At 38.2% G+C, this 24,782-nt stretch carries 21 protein-coding genes, 10 tRNA genes and 3 rRNA genes; 5 read left to right on the forward strand and 29 right to left on the reverse strand.

What is annotated here, in order from left to right:
* Window positions 1-47: 47 nt before the first annotated feature.
* The 4 genes from PEPE_RS05770 to PEPE_RS05785 all read right to left on the reverse strand — a co-directional run bounded on the left by PEPE_RS05770 (window position 48) and on the right by PEPE_RS05785 (window position 4,616).
* Complete coding sequence (locus PEPE_RS05770) at window positions 48-2,399, reverse strand: FtsK/SpoIIIE family DNA translocase (protein ID WP_011673546.1); 2,352 nt, start codon at window positions 2,397-2,399, stop codon at window positions 48-50.
* Between the two features lie 8 nt (window positions 2,400-2,407).
* On the reverse strand, window positions 2,408-2,926 hold the full coding sequence (locus tag PEPE_RS05775; RefSeq protein ID WP_002833501.1) for a tRNA (cytidine(34)-2'-O)-methyltransferase: 519 nt from the start codon (window positions 2,924-2,926) through the stop codon (window positions 2,408-2,410).
* A 177-nt stretch (window positions 2,927-3,103) separates the two neighbouring features.
* The gene (locus PEPE_RS05780; RefSeq protein WP_011673547.1) at window positions 3,104-4,246 is read right to left on the reverse strand and encodes an AI-2E family transporter; all 1,143 of its coding nucleotides are present in this window, start codon (window positions 4,244-4,246) and stop codon (window positions 3,104-3,106) included.
* 13 nt (window positions 4,247-4,259) lie between these two features.
* The gene (locus PEPE_RS05785; protein WP_011673548.1) at window positions 4,260-4,616 is read right to left on the reverse strand and encodes a PTS glucitol/sorbitol transporter subunit IIA; all 357 of its coding nucleotides are present in this window, start codon (window positions 4,614-4,616) and stop codon (window positions 4,260-4,262) included.
* 137 nt (window positions 4,617-4,753) lie between these two features.
* On the opposite strand from PEPE_RS05785, the gene PEPE_RS05790 reads away from it, so the two are divergent.
* Complete coding sequence (locus PEPE_RS05790; protein WP_011673549.1) at window positions 4,754-5,764, forward strand: lactonase family protein; 1,011 nt, start codon at window positions 4,754-4,756, stop codon at window positions 5,762-5,764.
* 17 nt (window positions 5,765-5,781) lie between these two features.
* Complete coding sequence (locus PEPE_RS05795; protein ID WP_011673550.1) at window positions 5,782-6,411, forward strand: copper homeostasis protein CutC; 630 nt, start codon at window positions 5,782-5,784, stop codon at window positions 6,409-6,411.
* 47 nt (window positions 6,412-6,458) lie between these two features.
* On the opposite strand, the gene mgtE is transcribed toward PEPE_RS05795, so the two are convergent.
* From mgtE to PEPE_RS05815, 4 genes are read right to left on the reverse strand one after another with little or no spacing between them, the layout of a single operon-like run.
* Window positions 6,459-7,808: a magnesium transporter gene (mgtE, locus tag PEPE_RS05800; RefSeq protein WP_011673551.1), complete on the reverse strand. Its 1,350-nt coding sequence runs from the start codon at window positions 7,806-7,808 to the stop codon at window positions 6,459-6,461.
* Entirely contained in the window at window positions 7,801-8,712 is a 912-nt protein-coding gene (locus tag PEPE_RS05805) for an RluA family pseudouridine synthase (RefSeq protein ID WP_029258058.1), read from the reverse strand. Before PEPE_RS05805 ends, mgtE begins: the two co-directional genes overlap by 8 nt.
* Window positions 8,702-9,511 (reverse strand): NAD kinase, encoded by an 810-nt coding sequence (locus PEPE_RS05810; protein WP_011673552.1) that lies wholly within the window; start codon window positions 9,509-9,511, stop codon window positions 8,702-8,704. Before PEPE_RS05810 ends, PEPE_RS05805 begins: the two co-directional genes overlap by 11 nt.
* A 2-nt stretch (window positions 9,512-9,513) precedes the next feature.
* A complete protein-coding gene (locus tag PEPE_RS05815) occupies window positions 9,514-10,128 on the reverse strand; it encodes a GTP pyrophosphokinase (protein ID WP_002833509.1) in 615 nt (204 codons plus the stop codon).
* A 167-nt stretch (window positions 10,129-10,295) separates the two neighbouring features.
* Here PEPE_RS05815 and PEPE_RS05820 point away from each other — a divergent pair, with 167 nt between their 5' ends.
* Window positions 10,296-10,892 (forward strand): ClpXP adapter SpxH family protein, encoded by a 597-nt coding sequence (locus PEPE_RS05820; RefSeq protein ID WP_002833510.1) that lies wholly within the window; start codon window positions 10,296-10,298, stop codon window positions 10,890-10,892.
* 21 nt (window positions 10,893-10,913) lie between these two features.
* On the opposite strand, the gene PEPE_RS05825 is transcribed toward PEPE_RS05820, so the two are convergent.
* The 4 genes from PEPE_RS05825 to PEPE_RS05840 form a co-directional block, all read right to left on the reverse strand.
* Window positions 10,914-11,939 carry a competence protein CoiA gene (locus PEPE_RS05825; protein WP_011673553.1) on the reverse strand — a complete coding sequence of 342 codons (1,026 nt, stop codon included), beginning with the start codon at window positions 11,937-11,939 and terminating at the stop codon, window positions 10,914-10,916.
* A gap of 96 nt (window positions 11,940-12,035) precedes the next feature.
* Complete coding sequence (locus tag PEPE_RS05830; protein WP_011673554.1) at window positions 12,036-12,761, reverse strand: adaptor protein MecA; 726 nt, start codon at window positions 12,759-12,761, stop codon at window positions 12,036-12,038.
* A 177-nt stretch (window positions 12,762-12,938) separates the two neighbouring features.
* Window positions 12,939-13,337 carry a transcriptional regulator SpxA gene (gene spxA, locus PEPE_RS05835; protein ID WP_011673555.1) on the reverse strand — a complete coding sequence of 133 codons (399 nt, stop codon included), beginning with the start codon at window positions 13,335-13,337 and terminating at the stop codon, window positions 12,939-12,941.
* Window positions 13,338-13,593: 256 nt separating this feature from the next.
* Window positions 13,594-14,331, reverse strand: a complete 738-nt coding sequence (locus PEPE_RS05840) for an MBL fold metallo-hydrolase (RefSeq protein WP_011673556.1) — start codon at window positions 14,329-14,331, stop codon at window positions 13,594-13,596.
* Window positions 14,332-14,440: 109 nt separating this feature from the next.
* On the opposite strand from PEPE_RS05840, the gene PEPE_RS05845 reads away from it, so the two are divergent.
* Complete coding sequence (locus tag PEPE_RS05845) at window positions 14,441-14,926, forward strand: hypothetical protein (protein ID WP_011673557.1); 486 nt, start codon at window positions 14,441-14,443, stop codon at window positions 14,924-14,926.
* 464 nt (window positions 14,927-15,390) lie between these two features.
* On the opposite strand, the gene PEPE_RS05855 is transcribed toward PEPE_RS05845, so the two are convergent.
* From PEPE_RS05855 to PEPE_RS05920, 14 genes are all read right to left on the reverse strand, one after another.
* A tRNA-Cys gene (locus tag PEPE_RS05855) sits at window positions 15,391-15,461 on the reverse strand.
* Between the two features lie 84 nt (window positions 15,462-15,545).
* A tRNA-Leu gene (locus tag PEPE_RS05860) sits at window positions 15,546-15,629 on the reverse strand.
* A 47-nt stretch (window positions 15,630-15,676) separates the two neighbouring features.
* A tRNA-His gene (locus tag PEPE_RS05865) sits at window positions 15,677-15,749 on the reverse strand.
* Between the two features lie 5 nt (window positions 15,750-15,754).
* Window positions 15,755-15,828, reverse strand: a tRNA-Trp gene (locus tag PEPE_RS05870).
* Between the two features lie 44 nt (window positions 15,829-15,872).
* A tRNA-Phe gene (locus PEPE_RS05875) sits at window positions 15,873-15,945 on the reverse strand.
* Between the two features lie 22 nt (window positions 15,946-15,967).
* Window positions 15,968-16,041, reverse strand: a tRNA-Asp gene (locus PEPE_RS05880).
* Window positions 16,042-16,059: 18 nt separating this feature from the next.
* Window positions 16,060-16,132 (reverse strand) — tRNA-Val (locus tag PEPE_RS05885).
* A gap of 7 nt (window positions 16,133-16,139) precedes the next feature.
* Window positions 16,140-16,211, reverse strand: a tRNA-Glu gene (locus PEPE_RS05890).
* 18 nt (window positions 16,212-16,229) lie between these two features.
* A tRNA-Ser gene (locus PEPE_RS05895) sits at window positions 16,230-16,321 on the reverse strand.
* A 12-nt stretch (window positions 16,322-16,333) separates the two neighbouring features.
* Window positions 16,334-16,406: transfer RNA gene (locus PEPE_RS05900), tRNA-Asn, on the reverse strand.
* Window positions 16,407-16,412: 6 nt separating this feature from the next.
* Window positions 16,413-16,529 (reverse strand): 5S ribosomal RNA (rrf, locus tag PEPE_RS05905).
* A 94-nt stretch (window positions 16,530-16,623) separates the two neighbouring features.
* Window positions 16,624-19,547: ribosomal RNA gene (locus PEPE_RS05910) — 23S ribosomal RNA — on the reverse strand.
* 228 nt (window positions 19,548-19,775) lie between these two features.
* Window positions 19,776-21,352 (reverse strand): 16S ribosomal RNA (locus PEPE_RS05915).
* The 16S, 23S and 5S rRNA genes sit together here with 10 tRNA genes alongside, the layout of an rRNA operon.
* A 325-nt stretch (window positions 21,353-21,677) precedes the next feature.
* A complete protein-coding gene (locus PEPE_RS05920; protein ID WP_002834538.1) occupies window positions 21,678-22,052 on the reverse strand; it encodes a S1 RNA-binding domain-containing protein in 375 nt (124 codons plus the stop codon).
* A 112-nt stretch (window positions 22,053-22,164) separates the two neighbouring features.
* Here PEPE_RS05920 and PEPE_RS05925 point away from each other — a divergent pair, with 112 nt between their 5' ends.
* Complete coding sequence (locus PEPE_RS05925) at window positions 22,165-22,809, forward strand: VTT domain-containing protein (RefSeq protein WP_002834539.1); 645 nt, start codon at window positions 22,165-22,167, stop codon at window positions 22,807-22,809.
* Here the strand turns inward: PEPE_RS05925 and PEPE_RS05930 are convergent.
* From PEPE_RS05930 to PEPE_RS05940, 3 genes are read right to left on the reverse strand one after another with little or no spacing between them, the layout of a single operon-like run.
* Window positions 22,806-23,432, reverse strand: coding sequence for a TIGR01906 family membrane protein (locus PEPE_RS05930; RefSeq protein WP_011673558.1), 627 nt, complete (start codon window positions 23,430-23,432; stop codon window positions 22,806-22,808). The genes PEPE_RS05925 and PEPE_RS05930 overlap by 4 nt on opposite strands.
* Window positions 23,423-24,199 (reverse strand): TIGR01457 family HAD-type hydrolase, encoded by a 777-nt coding sequence (locus PEPE_RS05935; RefSeq protein ID WP_002834541.1) that lies wholly within the window; start codon window positions 24,197-24,199, stop codon window positions 23,423-23,425. The genes PEPE_RS05930 and PEPE_RS05935 overlap by 10 nt, the downstream gene beginning before the upstream one ends.
* Complete coding sequence (locus tag PEPE_RS05940; RefSeq protein ID WP_011673559.1) at window positions 24,200-24,736, reverse strand: YutD family protein; 537 nt, start codon at window positions 24,734-24,736, stop codon at window positions 24,200-24,202. It abuts the gene before it with no gap.
* Between the last annotated feature and the right edge of the window lie 46 nt (window positions 24,737-24,782).

Raw genomic sequence — 24,782 nt, forward strand, 5'->3', positions numbered from 1 at the left:
TCAGAATATAAAAAAAAAGATTTAAGACAGATTGTCTTAAATCTTTTTTATTCTTTTTCACGATATACTTTACGAGGTTTACTACCTTCTTGAGGACCGATGATACCATTATCTTCAAGTTGATCCATAATACGGGCAGCGCGATTATATCCCACTCGGAACTTCCTTTGAAGCATTGAAGTACTTGCCCTTTGCATATCTGTTACTAATTGAACAGCTTCCGCATAATACTCATCTAATTCCCCACTATCATTTTCTTCAATTTCTTGGTCACTAATATCTAAAGTTTCATCATAGTCAGCAGATTGTTGTTTCTTAACAAAATCAATAATCTCCTTAACATCATGATCCGAAATAAATGCCCCTTGTACACGTTCAGGCTTGTTCTGACCCATCGGAAAGAACAACATATCTCCTCTTCCTAATAACTTCTCTGCTCCATTAGCATCAATGATTGTTCTCGAATCGATTCCCGATGCTACCGCAAAGGCAATTCTGGATGGCACATTAGCTTTAATCAAACCGGTAACCACGTTAACGGACGGACGTTGTGTCGCAATAATCATATGTATTCCTGCAGCACGTGCAAGCTGTGCCAGCCTAATAATTGCATCTTCAACTTCATTGGAAGCTACCATCATTAAATCAGAAAGTTCATCAACCACAACCACAATATATGGCATTTTTGGGCGATTCATCCCGTCTGCTGCATTCTGTTCTTCGATGAAATCATTGTAGCTTTTAATATTTCGTTGATTTAGTTCAGCAAACAAATCATATCGATGTTGCATCTCTGCGACCACCTTATGCAGCGCTTTAGCAGCTTTTCTAGCATCGGTCACCACTGGGGTTAGTAGATGCGGAATGTCATTATAGATTCCAAGTTCTACCTTCTTAGGATCAATTAGAATTAATTTAACCTCATCTGGACGAGCATTCATTAAGATTCCGGTAATAATGACATTAATCATCACTGATTTTCCAGAACCTGTAGCTCCCGCAATTAGTAAATGCTGCATTTTAACTAAGTTAGCTTCTACCAGATTACCCGAAACATCCCGACCAACAGGAACTTTAAGTGGGTCTTCTGGATGGGCCGGTTGAGATTCAATAATGTCTCTAAATGAAACTGTCGAAATTGTTCGATTGGGAACCTCAATTCCAATTAATGACTTTCCCGGAATTGGAGCTTCAATACGAATATCTTTTGCGGCTAGAGCTAACGCTAAGTCATCGGCCAAGCCAACAATTTTACTAACTTTAACACCAATCGCTGGATGAATTTCGTATTCCGTCACAGAAGGCCCCATCTTCACGCTTTCAACGGAAGCATCAACTCCAAAACTATTTAAAGTATCTTGTAAAATTTTAGTATTCTTTTTAATTGAAGAATATTCGGAACTCTGGTCTGTTTGTGGAATTTCAGTTAATAGTTCCGATGATGGTAAGCGATAATTAGGATTAGTCTTAGACTCACTATCAAATCCACTATTAATTTCTAAATCATCATTGTTAACCTGATTCTTAGGTTTACGTTGAATTTTATTAGTAGTCGCAATTTCAATTTTTGGTTCAATTGGATGTTCGGTTCCTCTAGTTCCATCAACGATAGGTTCTTCCAAAACTTTTTCATCCGTTTTGGTAACTTCAACTGCTGGTTTAGATGCCCTGTGCATTGATCGAGTAACATCCGTTTTACTTGATTCATTTCTGGTTTTTGATTGTTCTTTTTCTGAAAAATCTAAATTGCTGAACCAGTCGTATACATTGTTTGCAGCAGATTTAAAACTAGCGATCGCATGTCGTATGGTCCAAGCAAATCCAATTCCAATTTTTTCCAAAACTTGATCAAATGGGATACCAAACAGAACTACCAGCCCCATCCCCATTAGAATAACTGAAAAGAGCATGCTCCCTACGCTGCTAAGCAAAAAATGAGTTGCGGTATATAAAGTTGCTCCACCAATTCCTCCTCCAACATCATTTGTAGAGGTTTGTTCTAGAAAGGATCGTTCAATGCCATCAATGGCCCGACTGATAAACCCATTTTCTAATCTTAAGCTACTGGCAAATTGATACTCTACCCACAATAAATATCCTAACAAAGTCAAGCTAAGTCCAATTACTCGATCTGTTATTCCATTAAAAGACAATTCTTTTCCCATGAATAAAAGATACAATCCATAGATGAATAGAATAATGAATAAAATTGGGCTAAGACTACCAACAAAGATTCTAAACATGTTAGCGACTAAAATTCCTAGAAATCCTCGACCAAAATACCCTAATATTGCAACTAAAACGTAAGTTAAACCTAAAAGATTTTTTGTTGGTACTTGGGTCTTTTGCTTAGTTTTACGTCTTGTCTTTGTTTTTCGTTTTTTTCTTGTTTTTGCCATATCAAATCCTATTTTAATTTATCATTTTCATACAAATGGCTCATCTCTAAATTAGGGAATCCTTGTTGACGTAACACTTCATAAATTACAATCGCCGCTGAATTCGACAAATTTAGTGCCCGAATGTTTTCATCATTTTGTGGAATCCGTATTGCACATTCTTCATATTGCCGCATAAATGCTTCGGGTAGCCCTGTAGTTTCTTTTCCAAATAATAAATAATTATCTTCATCATTATTTTCGCTGGTATAATCTGCCTGTGAGTATGCACGTTTAGCAAATTTTGAAACAACAAATAATCTTTTTTTATCAGGAACCGTTGCTAAAAATTCGGGTAAATTTTCATGATATACAATTTCAACTTTGTCCCAATAATCCAGTCCTGCACGCTTTACCGTCTTATCATTGATGGTAAATCCCAAAGGTTTAATTAAGTGCAAAACTGTATTTGTACCCGCACAAGTACGAGCAATATTACCAGTATTAGCCGGCATTAGTGGTTCAAATAATACAATGTGATTTGTCATAATTTTTCTCCAAATATTTTTTAGAATTAAAAACGCAGATACTCGGTATTACGCGGCGAGTATCTACGTTCGTGAAGTCAATCTGCCCGTTTCAAACGAACATAGTCGATATTGCGATCAAACGATTTCAACTGCATATTAACATTACTTTTTGGTTTCCGCAAACTCCGCTTTAATTCAGTCATATCCACCGATATTTTTCTTAAATGCTCTAAATCCATGAATGAATAGAACTTTTAGAACCGCGTAAGCTGGAATCCCAAATATCACGCCAACCAAACCAAAAATCTGTCCAGAGGCTAGCAATACAACCAAAATAGTAACCGGATGAATATCCAAATTACTACCTAAAACAAGCGGTGAAACAAAACGGCCTTCAATTGTTTGTTCAATTACGAAGACTATCAAAACCTTGACCAGCATGATGGGAGAAACAAAAGCCCCAATTACAATTGAGGGTACCATCGCTAAGAATGATCCTAAATATGGAATTAAATTGAGAAAACCTGCAGCTACTCCTAAGGTTAGGGCAAATTTAAGACCAATAATTGAATACCCAATAAAGAAAATTACTGCCACAAAAAATGCCACAATCAATTGTCCTCGGATGTACTGACTTAACTGTGTATTGATTTCTGTTAAAATTTGAATGAATCCATCCCGGCGTTTAACAGGAAAAACTTGTGCGATAAAATGAGGTAACCGATGTCCATCCTTTAATAAATAGAAAAGAATAAACGGCATTGTAATAATGCCAATAACTATTTTGGTAATCAAACCAATCACACTACCTAACGATGTGACCGTGTTATCCACAAATTCGGTTGCCTTCTTACTCCATGATTGAACAGTATTACTACCAATACCATCAATTTGTTTTTTTAAATCTCCTAGGCGCGGATCTTTTAAGAATCCTTCGACCTTCTCAACTCCTGAATTCCAGTAGTCCGGCCAATTTTTAATCAATGCCGCGGATTGCTCCCGAATAACCGGAATGACAGACACAATTCCTGCAATAATTAAAATCGTGATTAAGACAAAGATGATCGTAATTGATAAAACTCGTTTCAATTTGAATCGCTGTTCTAATTTATCAACTAGTGGATTAATCAGATAATATAAGACCCCCGCTAAAATAATAGGAAAACCCACAATTCCGAAAAATTCCTTTAGTGGACTAAAAATCCATGTGACTTTTGAAATCATGTATAAAATCATCAAAAATAATAAAATGATGATTAAACTTACCACTGGCCTATTATCTAATACAAGCTTATTAAACCAGCTTCTCCAATACTTATTTCTTGGTTTATTGTCCACTGTTGTTCACCGCCTACATATACATAATCTCTTCTCCAACTTTAAATTCTGGAAATTGGTTAGGTGTTAAATAGATTGCACTTTCCAACGGTTTTTCAGGTACCGGTTTAAATTCCAGCGTTGTATGCCCAATCATTTGTAAGTTATTATTCACTAAACTACCAACAAAATTAATTTGATATTCAGTTTTACCTATCTTAATTTTGCCACCTTTTTTCAAAGCAAATTTTTGATGCTTTTGATCATCAATCGCTTGAATAATCGCAATGTTTTTTAAATCCGGTGTTGCAGTTTCGTCGAATAAAATGGCTAAAGCATCTTTTTTTGAAATCGCATCCGGTCCGACACTCATAATTTTTGCTGAAATCATCAAGACAAACACCCTTTCTATATTCTTATTTCATTGTATCATATCGCATAGTATTATCCCTTTAGTAAGCGCATTCAATACTAACTAAATGTGGTATACTTGTTGTTAATGTTTAAAAGAGCAAGGAGGACTATTTTATGATTGAATCCATTTTATTAGGAACGTATACAAAACAAACTAGTAAGGGTATTTATCAAATTGATTTAGATACTGATTCAAAACAGTTAACTAATTTACAGTTAGTTACCGAAGTTGAAAACCCCACTTATTTAGCACTTAGCAAGAAAAATATTTTATATGCTGTTGACCGTTTTGATAACCAAGGTGGCTTATCTGTTACAGATTTATATTCACCCCAAAACGTTCTTCAACATATCGTAACTCCTGGTACTCCTCCGGCTTATGTCACAGTTGATGAAAAACATCAATTCGTCTTTGATGCAAACTATCACGAAGGTACTCTTCATGCCTATAGTATTAATAATGATCACACACTAACCCTAGGTAGTACTTTTACTAATACGGGTAAAGGCCCTCTAAAAGAGCAAGACGGTTCACATTTGCATTACGTTGACCGCACTCCTGACGGTAAATTGATTGCTTGTGATTTAGGGACTGACCAAGTTTTCGTTTTAGATTATGATTCAACTGGTTTTAAAATTATTAGCACTTTCGAAACCACTCCTGGATTTGGCCCACGCCATATAGTTTTCAATAATACTGGTGATACAGCCTACCTAGTTGGTGAATTATCCAGCTCGGTAGCAGTACTTAATTATAAGGATTGCCAGCTAACCCATCTCCAAACTATTAAGACCATTCCGGATGATTGGAACCAACATAATGGTTGTGCGGCAATTCGCATTACTGATGATAGTCGCTTCTTATACGTTTCAAATCGCGGTTATGATTCCATTGCCGTTTTTGAAATCCAAGCTGATGGTCAATTGAAACTCATCCAAAATATCAGTGTTGAAGGAAGTTTTCCTCGTGACTTTGCTTTAAGTCATGAACAAAACTTTTTAGTAGTCGGAAACCAAACTACTAATAATTTATCTTTATTTGAAAGAAATTCTAATGATGGTAAACTGGAATTGATTCAAAAAGACGTTGCAGCTCCTGAAGTTGTATGTGTTCACTTTAAATAAAAAGAACGGAGAGAATTATGTTTAAAGAAATTCCAGTAGAAAATTTTACTGATATTCCAGCTTTAATTGCTAAAGGTGCCAATCGAATTGAACTTTGCGATAATCTCGCCGTTGGTGGTACCACCGTTAGTAAAGGTGTAATGGCCGAAACACAAAAGTATGCTAGTGAGCATGGGATACCTGTCATGGCAATGATTCGCCCGCGTGGTGGTAATTTCGTGTACAACGACATCGAACTTAAGATTATGGAAGCAGATCTTTTTCAAGCCCAAGAGTTAGGGGTTGACGGCGTTGTCTTCGGTGCTCTTACGTCTGATGGAAGCTTAGATGAAGAAGCAATGGAACAATTGATCGGTGCTGCAAGTGGAATGCAAATCACTTTCCATATGGCTTTCGATGCAATTCCTACCGCAAAACAGACTGAGAGTATTGATTGGCTAGTGGAACATGGAGTGGATCGCATTCTTACGCATGGCGGTTCTTTAGATCAACCTATTGAAAAAGGTTTAGAACAAATTAAATCTAATCTTAAGTATGCTGCTAATCGCATTATTATAATGCCCGGTGGTGGCATAACCTCACAGAATGCTGAAAGTATTCAAAATGAGTTAGGGGTTCATGAACTCCATGGTTCAAAATTAATCTAAAACAAAAAGACATGCAATCACTGTTACGTGATCCATGTCTTTTTGTTTTAGTAAAAGTTTGCTAAACATATTGTAGCAATATTAAAGTAAATCAAAATTGAAGTTATATCACTTAAAGTTGAGATGAACGGACCACTGGCTACAACCGGATCCATTCCTAACTTTTCCATAATAATCGGTATTAAAGTTCCGACAAGGTTAGCAACAAAGATTGCCCCACTCATCGCCGCCCCAACGATAATTCCTAAAACCATGTTTTTTTGCCAGAATAAAATCACCGCAAAAATAGCAATTCCTGTTAATAGACCAATTAAAATACCGGTAATAACTTCATTCAAAATTAGTTTAAAAACACTATCGCCTTCTTCATCATTAGCTAGTCGGCGGATTGCTACAGCTAAACTTTGTGTACCGGCGTTCCCTGCAGTACCTGTAATTAAAGTGATAAATACTGCCAACACGCCAAATTTATCGAGTACATTTTGAAATTGGCTAATAACCATTGCACTAATTAATCCTAAAAACAGCATAGTTACTAACCAAGGAATTCGGCTTCTGACAGCTTTCCAAGGATTTTCTGACATATCTTCAGAATTAACCCCAGCTAAACGTGAATAATCCTGTGCCGACTCTTCGTCAATAACATCGATAATATCATCAACCGTGATAATTCCTAACATTTTATTACGTTCATCAACAACTGGAATTGCAATAAAGTTATAATCACGAATTTGGGCAGCAATTTCAGTTTGATCCTCATCATCTCTTACAGATACCACGTTCGTATTCATAATTCGTTTGATAAATACATCATCCGGATTAACAATTAAATCCTTAACTGAAATCACTCCAATTAATTGATTAGATTCGTTAACCACATAAATGTATGAAATAGTTTCCGCATATTGAGCTTCCTGTTTAACTTGATTCATAGCCGAGCCCACCGTTGTATCTACGGCAACTGAAATGAATTCAGTTGTCATCAACGCACCAGCAGTTTTTTCTTCATACTTAAGTAATTGGCGAACTCGGGCAGCATCTACGGGTTGCATATATGATAGAAGTTTATGTAACTTGTCATTTCGAACAGCTCCTAAAATATCCGCTTCGTTATCATCATACATCCCGTTCAACAACGCTGCAGCATAACTAGGTGCCATTTCGTCCAGATATTCTGCAATTAAATCTGGTTCATCATCAAGTTCATCAAACGTATCCGCCAGCTCATCCGGGTCTAGATACTTGTACACGAGAAGACGTTCTTCACGCGTTAATTCACCAAAAAAACGACCTTGATCATAATTATGTAAATCAAGGAAATCTTCTTTAAATTTTTTGGAATGATGTTTTAATAATTCTATTTTTAATTTTTCAAAAATAGCTTGAGTATTATCCATGCTCTTCGTCCTTCTCTTTATTCCAATATTCAAGCATATCATCTGGAATAGACGTTTTGATATCGATCATTTTTTCCGTAAAAACATTTTTAAAAGTTAGAGAGAAACAATGTAAGGCTTGTCGTTGTAAGATATCGTTAGCCATCCCACCGTATAATTCATCTCCGACTAATGGATGTCCAATTGAACTAAAATGAACTCGAATTTGGTGAGTACGACCAGAATGTAGTTTTACTTTCAGCAAAGTAAAATTTTTGAAGGTATCCTCCACCCAATATTCGGTCAAAGACGGCTTCCCTTCGCCCATTGGAGCTACCATCCTTTTAATAAATGAATCTGGGTCACGTTGAATCGGTGTTTCAATGATGCCATGTTGGTTAGTAAATGTTCCCTCTACAATCGTCAAATACATCTTGTTAATTTTACGTTGACGTAAATCTTGATCCATCACTGTATGAGCAAATCGATGCTTAGCGAAAATTACTAATCCTGATGTATCCTGATCTAACCGAGTTACCACATGGACAACTCGGCTCTCATAATTATTTTTAACATAATAGTTTTTAACCCGGTTAACTAATGTATCCTTTTGATTAGCTGCAGATTGTACGGTTGGTAAGAAGGGTGGCTTATTTACAATCAAATAATCTGCATCTTCATATCGAACATCAATTGGTACATCAGATAGCCCTACATGTGGATTACTAGGTTCAGGTGGCAAAGTCACTTCAACTAAATCGCCTTTTTCAACCATTGCATTTGTTCTCGTAGGTAATCCATTCACAAAAATCTTACCGCCATTAAACTTAATACTTTTTAATAATGACCTTGAAATTCTTTTCCTACCCAAGAAAGTCCGTAGGTGCTGCCGACTCTCAAAGTTAACTATCCATCTAAACTTCATCGATACTACCAATGAAGGAATTTCGAACTCGATTCCAAAATCCAGTATGACGATACTTTAAGAATTTCACTTTTTGTTCATCAATGCTATAGTGAACCTCTTTGACATGTTTATCCAGTAAATCGATACGATCTGCTGTAAAATTGTAGGTTCGATGGAAACTAGGTACTGGCCTAATTGTAATAGTTTCGTTGGGCGCCATAATTAAAGAAGCTCCCACCGTTCGAAAAACGCGATTATTAATTGACGCAATTTCAGCCATTTGTAATACTTCTAATCTAGGATGTACAATCGCTCCACCTACCGAACGATTGTATGCCGTTGATCCTGTTGGTGTAGAAATACACAGACCGTCCCCACGAAAACGTTCAAATAGATTATCACCAATCAATACATCCGCTACCATTGTCCCAGACAATTTACGTAATGTGGACTCGTTAACTGCCTTATAACTAATGTGTGAACCATCTGTATGAGTCACATCAATATTTAATAATGGATACGAAACTTCAGCTCCTCCATCACTCTTCAAAGCCTTAACTAAGGTTTCCAATTCATATTCGCGCCAGTCTGTGTAAAAACCTAGATGTCCCGTATGTACGCCTACAAATCGGACCTCTTCAAGAAGATTAAGATATTTTTGAACGGCAGATAGTAACGTCCCATCCCCCCCAATGGTAATCACCACCGTAGGTTTTTCGTTATCAATTACAATCTCATTTTGAGATAAAATCTTTGCTAAATCTTTACCAACTTGAATGGAATGCTCATCACTTGAATGATAAATAGCTACTCTCATATTTAGACATCCTTTTGTTCTTTTTGTGCTAATAAAATTTGTTTTCTGATTTCAGACATTTCTTTGTCTAATTCATATGATTTAACCGAGGCCTTCTGCAACCGTGTTCTTAGTTCTTTTGGAAATTCTCCGTCAAATTTATAATTTAAAGAGTGCTCGATTGTAGCCCAAAAATTCATTTCAAGTGTACGTACTTGAATTTCTGCTAAAATTTTCTTTTGACCATTCATCATTTGAACCGGATATTCCACCACAATATGATAAGAACGGTAACCACTAGGTTTTTCATTTTCGACATAGTCTCGCTCTTCAATTACCGTCATATCAGTACGCTTCCGAATTAAATCGACAACTTCATAGATATCTTCTACGAATTGACACATAACACGGACGCCAGCTATATCCTGCATGTCTTGTTCTATGCGTTCTTCTAGGACTTGGCGACGAACCATCTTTTCTTTTATACTTTCAACTGGTTTTACTCGTCCAGTCACAAACTCAATTGGACTTTCTTCTCCATTTTTTAGAAACTGAGTTCTCATACCCCTAAGCTTAACCTTTAATTCAGAAACAGCCTGGGAATATGGTAATAAAAAGGTATCCCAATCTTTAATCATGCGTATCCCTCCGAACCAAATTAACAACCTCTTCTATTCTATCATAGAAACTAAAACTTCTTTTTAAACATTGTTTTCAGATTTTTTAAAACAAAATAATTGATTTTATATTTAAATTTGGTAAAGTAAAGACAGTTTGACTTATGTAATTCTTTGGAGGAATTAAAATGCTTGAAACTTATCTTTTCATCACTCCCTGGGGTGATGAGTGCTTTAACTGCGAAAAAGAAACTATTCGATATTTTAAATATGCTGAGGAGAAAGTTGATTTTAAAATTATTACAGTTTTAAATATGAACGTTGTCCTTAAATTCATTAAACGCAATCAACTTAAAGATGCTAATTATAACGAACTTTTTAACCGAATGTATCTAACTAGCCTTGATTATAAAGCCGCTAGTTATCAAGGAAAAGCCAAGGGACGTGCTTTCTTAATGGCAATGCAAAATGCAATCATTGACAACAATGTCCCATATTCATTTGAATTAGGTAGCACTATTGCTAGACAAGCTGGTTTAGATACAGCTATGTTTGAAGAAGATCGCCAATCAAAAATGACGCAAGAAGACTTTAAACGGGATCAAAAACTTGCTCATGAAATGGGCGCCGAAGACATCCCAGCAGCGGTTATCTTTAATCTTAAAGATGAAGAATGTGGAGTCTTAATGGATCACTATGACTACCAAACTCTTGCATCGGTGTGTCAATTAAAAATGATTCAAAAGACTCAGCCCAAGAAGTTGTTTACCCCTAAAACCCTATAGTCTCCTAAAATCAAAGCTTACTTATCTACTTTGATTTTTTTTTGCCAATTTTTCTGATAATGAATTATACCATTGCACTTTTTGAGAAATAAAATACCATTCGCCATCATTACTGATAACGATGTTTTTCTCTAAAAGCATTTGCCAAAATTCAATATCAATTTGAGTAATATCAGTGATAGATACTTTAACTTTTTGTTCCGCTAAAACCAAAAAGCGCACTCGATTTAATAGTGGAATCCCACGATTCCTAAAATCAGTGCACAGTCGTGGAAAATGAACCGTCCAAGGACATCCCATTAAATTTTTACCATTTGTATAGCACAATTGTTGTATTTCTACATATCGTTGGTCAATTTGATTTCCTAGTAAGGAATGTTCAATCTTGTAAGCCTCATATTCAACGGTAGGTAATTTGGGTCTTATAAATTCATTTTGATGACCTTTGCAATTAAAAATTCTTTCTTGATAAAGAACTTTGCCTAAAACTGCTCGTTGCATATTAAAAAATACATGGGGAGCTTCTTGTTTAAGAGCGTCCCAAGCTAAGATCCACCATCCTTCTTTTTTAGAAAAACGGCCAAATTTCTGTACGGTTTGAAAAAGACTTCCTTTTCCAAGATGTTTAGGGCCCGCAATCCAATAAGAGATTAACCCTAATTTCAAATACGCTTTAGTCCTTTTTTGAATTTCCTTTAACTTAATTGGACTACATTGATATTCAACTAAGTATATGTGGTCATCGATTTCAACTCTCAAATCCGCTCTTTGCTTAATTTCTGGTAGATAAAATTCCGTCTGTACAGAAATTTGACGTTGATTGAAGAAATCGACGACCTTTTTTTTACCCATTAAATGACGTTTAGTTTCACCTTTTGGCTGATAGCCTTGTTTCTTAGTAAAGGATTGATGGGCAAAATAGTTCTTTTTGTATTGCCCGCTACATAGTTTTAACGCTTGTTGGCAACTTGGACAAAAGTACTTTTCATTCCGATCAGCCTTTCTTGCTTCCACTAAAGTTCCGTTTTTAGTTATTCCAATTTTCATTAGGTTCACCCCAATATAGAAATACGGCTTTTGGGATCTTTCCCACGAAAAAAACACAACAAATTAATGTTGTGTTTTGGTAAAATCTATTTTTGATTATTTAAAATAACGCTTAGCCAGCTCTAAAGCTGCTCCATCCATAACTACTTCACCATGTTCTCTAAGAACCTCGCTTGAAACAATAGTCGAATTTCCATATTCATACGCGATTGCTAAGTCATTCTTAATAGTTTCAGGAGAATTTTCACTGGTAAAGAAAGTTAATTCTAAATAATATATGTCATGATAACGGTACAGAACTGACTCAATTCCACTATTGGTTTTTATCAATTCTGCAATACTTGGTAAGCTTTCAAAATCCTCCAACTCTATCACTGATTTTTGCGTACTTCCAACTCCATTAGCATAGCCATTTAGGTCAGCTGGATTTCCGTCACTCATATAGCTTGAATCATCGTTATTTTTATCATTTGAATCTGTTTCGGCCAATTTTCTCTTTAAAAAGTCCGACACTTCATCCATCTCCCCATTACTAGGAGCATTGTCTTTTGATACTGATTTTATAGCTTCTTCCATGCCATCAGTTGGGTTCTTACTAATGTATAGTTCTAACCCATTACGGTTAGGTAGCACTTGGAAAGTAACAGCATCATTACTAGCAAACTGATGATCTGTATCTACCTCTTCTAATACCGAATAAAAGAAGCTCTCGATTTCTTTATGATTATCAAGTAAATCTAGGAACGTCACACCTCGCTCATTTAAATCATCCGAACTAATTGTTACTCGGATTGTATCATCATTAATTCGTTCCATTTCCATTAATCAGCACCTCCAGTTCTATCGAAACTGAATGGAAATAACAGTATATTTGTTTCCTATAATTATCCCACAAAATATAAGACAATACCACCTGTCCGTTTCAGGTCACCCAAAATAAAAAGAATCATTTCGAGTTACTGTGGAGCCTTGTAAACCCAAAGTGATTCTTTTTCTATTTTAAAGGTTTGCGATACTTTGTGCTTTTGCCAATTCCAGTTGACGTACTTTTCGTGGTAAGAAACGACGAATTTCATCTTCGTTATAACCAACTTGAAGTCGTTTGTCATCCATGATAATTGGACGTCGAAGCAATCCAGGATTTTCTTCAATTAAATTAATAAGTTGTTGGAGTGGTAAATCGTCCAAATCAACATTTAACTCTTGGAAAACTTTAGAGCGGCGAGAAATAATTTCTTCCGTACCATTCTCAGTCATCCGAAGAACTCTTTTAATTTCTTCGGCACTTAAGGGTTCAGAAAAGATATTTCTTTCTGTAAAATCAATTCTGTGTTCTTTCAACCACGCTTTTGCTTTTCGACACGAAGTACAACTTGGTGATGTGTATAAAATAACCATATTAAATTCCCCCTTTGGTGACCTGTAACATTACTTAACCTGTAATTAAAATTGTACAATGTTATTTAGCTTTTGTCCACCCCTCCGTTAACCTTTTTTCTTACAAAAAATAAATATAACAAAGGCATGGTTTTTAGAATAAGACCGTTTATTTCGCACTAAATTTACACATTAAATAATTATGTTAAATAATTTTAAAAAGAGAATTTAATAAAAACTTATGGAATACAAAAATCATAAGTTATGAAACTGTTTTCTAAATTTCGATGGTAAGCCCAACTTTAGGCGCAAAAATGTTGTTTTTATTTTTTGAAAATTGTTTTGTTTCTTTTAACATTTCGTCAATATCAATCTGTGGAGATAAGTGGCTGATCATTAATTGCTTTGCATTAGACTTATTAAATAACTCTGCCGTCTCTTTTGTACTTAGATGCCATTTTATTCCAGTATGATTACTCAAAAAATTGGTATCTGTTACTAATAAATCACTATTAGTTGCAAATTTAACTAATTCGTCAAAATATCTTGTATCAGACGTAAATGTGAAAATTTTTCCAGTTTCTCGTTCTACAATTCGCGTTGCAAACGCTGGAACTGGGTGAATCGTCTTTTTGAAACTAACTGTAAAAGGACCTAAATCAATTTCTTCATTCTCATTATAACCTACGCCTTGAGAAGCGTTTGGCCAAGTTAAAGCTCCAAAATTTAGTGGGTCTTCTGTATGCCCATATATTGGCAAAATTTCAACTTTATTCTTGGAATTTAGTTGCCATTGATACTGTAATACCCCTAAGTCAGCGGTATGATCATGATGATAATGTGTTAAAAGTACTGCATCTAAATCAAGTGGATTCAAATGCCTTTGTAATTCCAATAAAGTTCCTGAACCGGCATCTAACAATAAATTATAATTACCACTTTGCACTAAGTACCCTGTCGTTCCCACATTTTCGCTAGGATATCCACCATAATATCCTAAAACTGTTATTTTCATATTTAATTCCTCCCAATTACTTTATATATCTATTTTAACGCAAAGTTATAATGGTTTTCGATTCGTTTTAAAACAACTATAATAGAATATGGATGGAGGTGCTTATGTAATGAAAAATTTAAATGTATCTTTCGGTAGTGAACCCGTTTTAAGAGAAATCAAAGAAAAATATGCTTCTCGTAAGATGACTTTATTATCAAACTCTGCTAAAGAAACTAGCTTTCAATTAGTTGATTTTTCCGACCAGAAAAATGTTTTTTACTCACCTAATCGTTATAGAGTTCTTTTTGAAAGTCCATTCTTAAATATGGGTGATATTTTTATTTATGATTTTTTTGATTTAGCAGGTGATTCTCTCTCAGCTTTTGATGAAAAGGTGCGTCATTGGAGTGGCATTAATGCTGACTCTAGTTTTTTGCAAAGTGTACTTTTACTATCTCCTCTAGATGGAAAACCACATAATCGTGCTGTTCTAACCATCTGGAGTACGAATAAGTCCGATCAAGTCACTTTAGATACACACGATCTGAAAAAAACTTTGGAGCCTTACGTGAACCATAACTATTTTAGAACTACTTATAAAGTACTGTCGTAATACTATGAAATTATAGTTATTATACTGTATACTGTTATAACGTATATAGAAAGGAATGGTTCAAATTTTCTTAAAGAAGAACAATAAGGCTTTAATTTCAAATATTATTTTTGACTTTATTGTTGGGATTTTCTTTGTTTATTATCTAAAGGTCTCAGCTGACGTTTCTACATTCTTACGTACTATTTTAATTGTCTTTGCTGCTTATGACTTTACAGACATGTTTTTTAGTATCAAATTATTAATAGAACAAAAAAGAAATTCTAAAAAATAAACTTTCATAAGTAAAAAAGCACCTATTAATGCAACAGTGCTTCCCAATTAGTCAGATATTTGATCTAACTTTTAGGGAGTACTGAACGTTAATAGGTGCTTTTCTTTCAAGAAAGACTCTACTGCATTTCTAACACAGTTAAATTAAAGTACAAAAAAAGAGTTAGTTAAAACTAACCCATTATTATTAAAGGCGGTAACCGGATTTGAACCGGTGATGAAGGTTTTGCAGACCTCTGCCTTACCACTTGGCTATACCGCCATTATAATAAAAAAGTGTAATTACTCGCATAAAAATTACACGAAAATTACACGAAATAGCTCGATAACAATCTTACTAAATTTATGCCGCCGGTGGGGGTCGAACCCACACTCCCGTGAAGGAACTGGATTTTGAGTCCAGCGCGTCTGCCAATTCCGCCACAGCGGCATCTAGCGTTGCTATATTATAAAGTAGGTCTTTAAATCAACCTAAAGGGCGGTATGTGGGAATCGAACCCACGCGTGCCGGAGCCACAATCCGGTGCGTTAACCACTTCGCCAATACCGCCATCATGGCAGGGATAGTAGGAGTTGAACCCACACTGACGGTTTTGGAGACCGTAGTTCTACCATTAAACTATATCCCTATCATTGGTAAAAACAAAACTAAATGTGAACTAAACGTTCACTATGGCGCGGGACAGAATCGAACTGCCGACACATGGAGCTTCAATCCATTGCTCTACCGACTGAGCTACCGAGCCAAAAAATATATAAATGTAACAACGGTCCTAACGAGACTCGAACTCGTGATCTCCTGCGTGACAGGCAGGCGTCCTAACCAGCTAGACCATAGGACCAAAGAAAAATTTTTGGAATGGAGGATACAGGGCTCGAACCTGTGACCTCCTGCTTGTAAGGCAGATGCTCTCCCAACTGAGCTAATCCTCCAAAATAATGACCCGTACGGGATTCGAACCCATGTTACTGCCGTGAAAGGGCAGTGTCTTAACCACTTGACCAACGGGTCATACTTTTATCATATATACGGAGAGTAAGGGATTCGAACCCTTGAAACAGGCTTTAACCCGTTTACATCATTTCCAATGATGCTCCTTCGGCCATCTCGGACAACTCTCCAAATAAATGAAACTCCGGCAGGCGGACTCGAACCGTCGACACCCTGATTAACAGTCAGATGCTCTACCAACTGAGCTATGCCGGAATAAACGCATGGCAACGTCCTACCCTCGCAGGGGGCGATCCCCCAACTACTCTCGGCGTTAAGAAGCTTGACTTCTGTGTTCGACATGGGAACAGGTATATCCTTCTCACTATCGTCACCACACTCTGTGCTAACTTACGTTATCACTTGAGAAAACTTTTGTTCTCTCAAAACTGAACAATATCTATTTTTTCCTTCGAGATTCAACCACTTCTACTTGGTTAAGTCCTCGACCGATTAGTACTAGTCCGCTCCATGTATCACTACACTTCCACTTCTAGCCTATCTACCTGATCATCTTTCAGGGGTCTTACTTGCCCGAAGGCAATGGGAAATCTAATCTCGAGGTGAGTTTCACACTTAGATGCTTTCAGCGTTTATCTCATCCACACATAGCTACCCAGCGATGCTCCTGGCGGAACAACTGGTACACCAGCGGTGTGTCCATCCCGGTCCTCTCGTACTAAGGACAGCGCCTCTCAAATTTCCTACGCCCGCGACGGATAGGGACCGAACTGTCTCACGACGTTCTGAACCCAGCTCGCGTACCGCTTTAATGGGCGAACAGCCCAACCCTTGGGACCGACTACAGCCCCAGGATGCGATGAGCCGACATCGAGGTGCCAAACCTCCCCGTCGATGTGAACTCTTGGGGGAGATAAGCCTGTTATCCCCAGGGTAGCTTTTATCCGTTGAGCGATGGCCCTTCCATACGGTACCACCGGATCACTAAGCCCGACTTTCGTCCCTGCTCGACCTGTCTGTCTCGCAGTCAAGCTCCCTTCTGCCTTTACACTCTACGAATGATTTCCAACCATTCTGAGGGAACCTTTGGGCGCCTCCGTTACTCTTTAGGAGGCGACCGCCCCAGTCAAACTGCCCACCAGACACTGTCTCCCGCCACGATTAGTGGCGCGGGTTAGAGGGTTCATACAACGAGGGTAGTATCCCACCATTGCCTCCTCCGAAACTAGCGTTCCGGATTCTACGGCTCCTACCTATCCTGTACAAGCTGTACAAACACTCAATATCAAGTTACAGTAAAGCTCCATGGGGTCTTTCCGTCCTGTCGCGGGTAACCCGCATCTTCACGGGTATTATAATTTCACCGAGTCTCTCGTTGAGACAGTGCCCAGATCGTTACGCCTTTCGTGCGGGTCGGAACTTACCCGACAAGGAATTTCGCTACCTTAGGACCGTTATAGTTACGGCCGCCGTTTACTGGGGCTTCAGTTCAGAGCTTCGCTTACGCTAACTCATTCCCTTAACCTTCCAGCACCGGGCAGGCGTCAGCCCCTATACGTCATCTTACGATTTTGCAGAAACCTGTGTTTTTGATAAACAGTCGCCTGGGCCTTTTCACTGCGGCTGATCTTGCGATCAGCACCCCTTCTCCCGAAGTTACGGGGTCATTTTGCCGAGTTCCTTAACGAGAGTTCTCTCGCTCACCTTAGGATACTCTCCTCGACTACCTGTGTCGGTTTGCGGTACGGGTAGCTAAACTCTAACTAGAAGCTTTTCTCGGCAGTGTGACGTCAGGAACTTCGCTACTTAAATTTCGCTCCCCATCACAGCTTGTCCTTAAGAAGTAAAGCATTTGACTCTACTTCAGACTTACTGCTTGGACACCCTTTTCCAGCTGGGTGCTTTCCTTAGCCTACTGCGTCCCTCCATTGTTCAAACAAGTTTAACTAGTACAGGAATATCAACCTGTTATCCATCGCCTACGCCTCTCGGCCTCGGCTTAGGTCCCGACTAACCCTGGGAGGACGAGCCTTCCCCAGGAAACCTTAGTCATACGGTGGATAGGATTCTCACCTATCTTTCGCTACTCATACCGGCATTCTCACTTCTAAGCGCTCCAACAGTCCTCACGGTCTGCCTTCATTGCCCTTAGAACGCTCTCCTATCACGCCACCTAATGGTGGCATCCACAGTCTCGGTAATATGTTTAAGCCCCGGTACATTTTCGGCGCAGAATCACTCGACTAGTGAGCTATTACGCACTCTTTAAATGGTGGCTGCTTCTGAGCCAACATCCTAGTTGTCTATGCAACTCCACATCCTTTTCCACTTAACATATATTTAGGGACCTTAACTGGTGGTCTGGGCTGTTCCCCTTTCGACGATGGATCTTATCACTCACCGTCTGACTCCCGGACATAAATCGATGGCATTCGGAGTTTATCTGAATTCGGTAACCCTTGATGGGCCCCTAGTCCAAACAGTGGCTCTACCTCCACGATCCTAATTCCGAGGCTAGCCCTAAAGCTATTTCGGAGAGAACCAGCTATCTCCAAGTTCGTTTGGAATTTCACCGCTACCCACACCTCATCTCAGCACTTTTCAACGTACACGAGTTCGGTCCTCCAGTGCATTTTACTGCACCTTCAACCTGGACATGGGTAGGTCACTTGGTTTCGGGTCTACATCCGCATACTTATATCGCCCTATTCAGACTCGCTTTCGCTTCGGCTCCGTCTCTTCAACTTAACCTGGCATACGAACGTAACTCGCCGGTTCATTCTACAAAAGGCACGCCATTACCCATTAACGGGCTCTGACTTCTTGTAGGCACATGGTTTCAGGAACTATTTCACTCCCCTTCCGGGGTGCTTTTCACCTTTCCCTCACGGTACTGGTTCACTATCGGTCACTAGGTAGTATTTAGCCTTGGGAGATGGTCCTCCCGGATTCCGACGGAATTTCACGTGCTCCGCCGTACTCAGGATCCTGAACTGAGAGAACTTGATTTAACTTACGGGGCTATCACCCTCTCTGGCGAATCTTCCCAGATTCTTCAGCTATCAAGTTCTTTGGTAACTCAAATGTTCAGTCCTACAACCCCAGGAAGCAAGCTTCCTGGTTTGGGCTCTTCCCGTTTCGCTCGCCGCTACTCAGGGAATCGAATTTTCTTTCTGTTCCTGCGGGTACTGAGATGTTTCAGTTCCCCACGTTTACCTTCACACATCCTATGTATTCAGATGCGGATAATAGTCGATTAAAACTATTGGGTTGCCCCATTCGGAAATCCCCGGATCAAAGCTTACTTACAGCTCCCCGAGGCATATCGGTGTTAGTCCCGTCCTTCATCGGCTCCTAGTACCAAGGCATTCACCATGCGCCCTTCCTAACTTAACCTATCTTTACCTACGGTAAAGTGATTAATTGAGTTTAGCGATTAATCTTTGAACTAATCTTGTTTTATAACTCTTTAAATTACGCGGTTTTCTCTCGGTTTAATTATGATTAACAATTAAAATTAGAAAATTATAGATATTATTCAGTTTTCAAAGAACAAAATTGAGAGTAAACCTCTCAAAACTAAACAAAACTTTGACATAGTGTGGGTTTCCGTTTATTCCTTAGAAAGGAGGTGATCCAGCCGCAGGTTCTCCTACGGCTACCTTGTTACGACTTCACCCTAATCATCTGTCCCACCTTAGACGGCTAGCTCCTAAAAGGTTACCCCACCGGCTTTGGGTGTTACAAACTCTCATGGTGTGACGGGCGGTGTGTACAAGGCCCGGGAACGTATTCACCGCGGCATGCTGATCCGCGATTACTAGCGATTCCGACTTCGTGTAGGCGAGTTGCAGCCTACAGTCCGAACTGAGAATGGTTTTAAGAGATTAGCTTAACCTCGCGGTCTCGCGACTCGTTGTACCATCCATTGTAGCACGTGTGTAGCCCAGGTCATAAGGGGCATGATGATTTGACGTCGTCCCCACCTTCCTCCGGTTTGTCACCGGCAGTCTCACTAGAGTGCCCAACTTAATGCTGGCAACTAGTAATAAGGGTTGCGCTCGTTGCGGGACTTAACCCAACATCTCACGACACGAGCTGACGACAACCATGCACCACCTGTCATTCTGTCCCCGAAGGGAACCTCTAATCTCTTAGACTGTCAGAAGATGTCAAGACCTGGTAAGGTTCTTCGCGTAGCTTCGAATTAAACCACATGCTCCACCGCTTGTGCGGGCCCCCGTCAATTCTTTTGAGTTTCAACCTTGCGGTCGTACTCCCCAGGCGGATTACTTAATGCGTTAGCTGCAGCACTGAAGGGCGGAAACCCTCCAACACTTAGTAATCATCGTTTACGGCATGGACTACCAGGGTATCTAATCCTGTTCGCTACCCATGCTTTCGAGCCTCAGCGTCAGTTGCAGACCAGACAGCCGCCTTCGCCACTGGTGTTCTTCCATATATCTACGCATTTCACCGCTACACATGGAGTTCCACTGTCCTCTTCTGCACTCAAGTCTCCCAGTTTCCAATGCACTTCTTCGGTTGAGCCGAAGGCTTTCACATTAGACTTAAAAGACCGCCTGCGCTCGCTTTACGCCCAATAAATCCGGATAACGCTTGCCACCTACGTATTACCGCGGCTGCTGGCACGTAGTTAGCCGTGGCTTTCTGGTTAAATACCGTCACTGGGTAAACAGTTACTCTTACCCACGTTCTTCTTTAACAACAGAGCTTTACGAGCCGAAACCCTTCTTCACTCACGCGGCGTTGCTCCATCAGACTTGCGTCCATTGTGGAAGATTCCCTACTGCTGCCTCCCGTAGGAGTCTGGGCCGTGTCTCAGTCCCAATGTGGCCGATTACCCTCTCAGGTCGGCTACGTATCACTGCCTTGGTGAGCCTTTACCTCACCAACTAGCTAATACGCCGCGGGTCCATCCAGAAGTGATAGCAGAGCCATCTTTTAAAAGAAAACCATGCGGTTTTCTTTGTTATACGGTATTAGCATCTGTTTCCAGGTGTTATCCCCTACTTCTGGGCAGGTTACCCACGTGTTACTCACCCGTTCGCCACTCACTTCGTGTTAAAATCTCAATCAGTACAAGTACGTCATAATCAATTAACGGAAGTTCGTTCGACTTGCATGTATTAGGCACGCCGCCAGCGTTCATCCTGAGCCAAGATCAAACTCTCATATTAAATGATGAGTCTTTTTCAAGCTCATTAATTGTTTGTTTTGCGAATTGACTTCGCATAATGTTTTCTTACATAATCTTGCGATTTGTAAGACCCTACACTATTGATTGTCAAAATTTTGTTCAGTTTTCAAAGGTCTACTATCGTTGTCATATCAACGTTGTTAGCGCTTTTGACAACTATTTAACTATACCATCGAGAACAATCACTGTCAACAACTTTTTTTAAAATCATTTAACAAGTTTTTTAATTATCGATGTGCGCCTTATCAATGCCGCTCAAATATAATACCAAGTTTTCACACCTAACGTCAAGTAATTTTATGAAATTAATTTAATTTCTCTTTTTTCCATTGTTCCATGGCGATTTCTAAGGGTTTAAAACCACTAATATAATGGGCTTTGGTCCAATATTTCTTATGTCCAACATATAAGTTGCTTGGCTTAGGATATTGGTGTAAATCTCCTTTAGTTTCCTTTAAAGAACGAATTGATAACGAAAACTTTTTATCACCATCATCCTCCATTACGATTGCTTTTATTTTTTCACCAATTGAAAAAGTGTTTCTCAGATTCTTTATATATCCGTCATCGCATTCTGAAACATGAATTAAGCCTTTTCGTCCATTACGATCCAACACGAACACGCCATACGGCTTAATTCCAACTATCGTAGTTGAAACAATTTCTCCTAATCTATACATAATTAAAACCTCCAATACTTAATTTTACGGTAATATTCTTTTAAATACAAAATACTCTTTAGAATATGTAATAATATATAAGATACGTTCATAATTTGAAAGGAATGATATTTTGCAAGTTCTCATTGATTTTGTTTTACACATTGATTCTCACTTAGTAACCATTGTAAATAGTTTCGGAGATTTAACCTATTTACTCCTTTTTGCAATTATTTTTATTGAAACTGGGGCTGTAATTCTCCCCTTCCTGCCTGGCGACTCACTTTTATTCGCAGCTACCGCCCTTTCCGCAAAACCTGAATACGGACTACACGTTTGGATTTTTGTCGGGCTTTTCTGCCTAGCCGCTTTATTAGGAGATTCCTTAAACTTTTATCTAGGTAGACACGTTGGTATGGCATTAAGAAAACACCGTTTCTTTGGTAAATTCATTAGTGATGAAAAAATGGCTGAGGCTGAGCACTTTTTCGAAAAACACGGTAACATCTCAATTACTTTAGCACGTTTCATGCCAATCATTCGAACTTTCGCTCCATTTGTTGCTGCTGGTTCTAATATGCCTTATAAAGATTTCATCCGTTACAATATTATTGGAAATGTAGCTTGGGTTGCAATTTGCTGTAGTGCTGGATATTTCTTTGGTAACATCGCATTTGTAAAAGAGCATTTCTCACTCGTAGTAATCGGAATCATTGTGGTTTCCCTAATTCCAGCTATTGTTTCCTTTGCCAAATCAAAAATAAAAAAGCAGGTCTAGTTGACCTGCTTTTTTACTACCCAAAATGAAATGGCTAAATATAACTCCAATAAACCGAACAAGAAAACAAAACAAATTGTAAAAAAGTTATCTGTTAAAACATTAATAATTGGGTCTGTAACGGGATTAAAAATCCAATAATTGTTATTAAAAAATGCCTGATGAAAGAGAACAAACCAATGGTCAAAATCTAAGCTTATAAAAATGACTACTAAAGGGACCAATATCATCGAGTTTTGTAATCCGCCAATTAATTCCCACCACTTCTTATTTTTAGCAATATAACGATATAGAATTATTACCATACAAATAGAAAATACCATTACAATCGTATTTAGCATAAATAAATTTTTCACTTCCGCCATATGAACTAAACCATGTTCAGAAAAGGGAAAATCATCGAGTTTTAATCTATGGACCCATGGAAGCTCTAGATATGCAATCAATTGGTAATAATTAACCATAATTTTATTTGTAGACATCCCTACCAGTTTAGTTAGATGCGCATTGATAGTGAACCTAAACAAAAAAATAGAATTAATTGTCAGAAAAATAGCACTACTTAATCCTGCTATATCCAATAGCAAGCTATATAATAATCTTTTCCAAAATCCTATTGCCATTCATCAAAACTATCAACTTCATGAGTAGGTTTAATGTCTTGTTTTGCAACGAGCTCTTTAGTTGAAACTCCCGTATAGACAAGCAAAGTATCAATCCCAAAATTAATACCAGCGGAAATGTCGGTCATGTAATTATCTCCTACCATAACTACTTGATCCTTAGATAATCCAGTCACTGCTAAAGCTTTTTCCATAATAATGGTTTCAGGTTTACCTATATATAGGGCTTGTTGTTGCGTAGAACGTTCCAATAAAGCAATCACAGAACCCGCACCAGGTACTAATCCTCGTTCATTTGGTAAATTGGTATCAGCATTCGTACCAATAAACTTAGCGCCCTTTTTAATCGCTAACGTGGCAATTTCAAACTTGTGATATGTAACGTCATAGTCTAACCCAGCAACAACATAATCGGGATTATCTTCGTCCATCTCAAAACCTTTTGATAAAATAGCTCGCTTAAGTCCTAATTCACCAATAATATAAACTTTTCGATGTTTTTGATCAGCGATACCATCCAAATAGTCTGCCGTAGCCAAAGCGGCCGTGTATACATTGGATGCTTCTGCTTTGATATCATGATTGTCCCTTAAGTTCTTAGCCACATCTTCTGGTGTTTTGGTTGTATTGTTAGTTAAAAAAAGGAATGGAATATTATGTTCTTGCAATCGTTCAATAAAGCGTTTAGCTGCAGGAATTTTTTCTTTTCCCCGATAAATGGTTCCATCTAAATCAATTAAATATCCGCCGTAACTATTAATCTTCATCTATTTCTTCTCCCTGATTGTAAATGTTTTTTGTCGTTTCTTCTTACCGGTCCCCACAACCTCGTTATTTCTCTTTGATACTGGTTTACGACTCTTTTTAGTCTTTTTAGGTTGACGCCCCTTACTGTTTTTCTTTCTAGGGGTAAGTTTCTTTTGCTCTCTCAACCACTTATTTTTAGCTCGTTCATTAATTTGCATGTTCCGTAAGATAAAATATGGGCAACCAAAGCCACAATACTCATTTAGGTAATCTTGAACTCTGCTAATCTTCATTTCACTAGGTGCTAACATATCATCAGCATAAAACCCCTTCAATCTTAGCTGTCCTGAACCTATATCTCCTACCAAAAAATCATACCTACTAAATAATCCTACAAACCGTTCTGCAAGTAACTCTTCATCAAAAGCTTCTCGATAGTTCACTTCTAGCCGATATTCATGGTCATTGATTAGAATTTCATCATCACTAACACGGTTAACCTTATTAATGACCGGTCTTCTCATTTCAGATAATTCTTCATTTGTTTTCTTACTCATCTAAATTCTCCACTCATCAATATAAAACTTATCCTAAATAAAAAAA

This window comes from Pediococcus pentosaceus ATCC 25745, from assembly GCF_000014505.1.
Classification (GTDB): Bacteria; Bacillota; Bacilli; order Lactobacillales; family Lactobacillaceae; genus Pediococcus; species Pediococcus pentosaceus.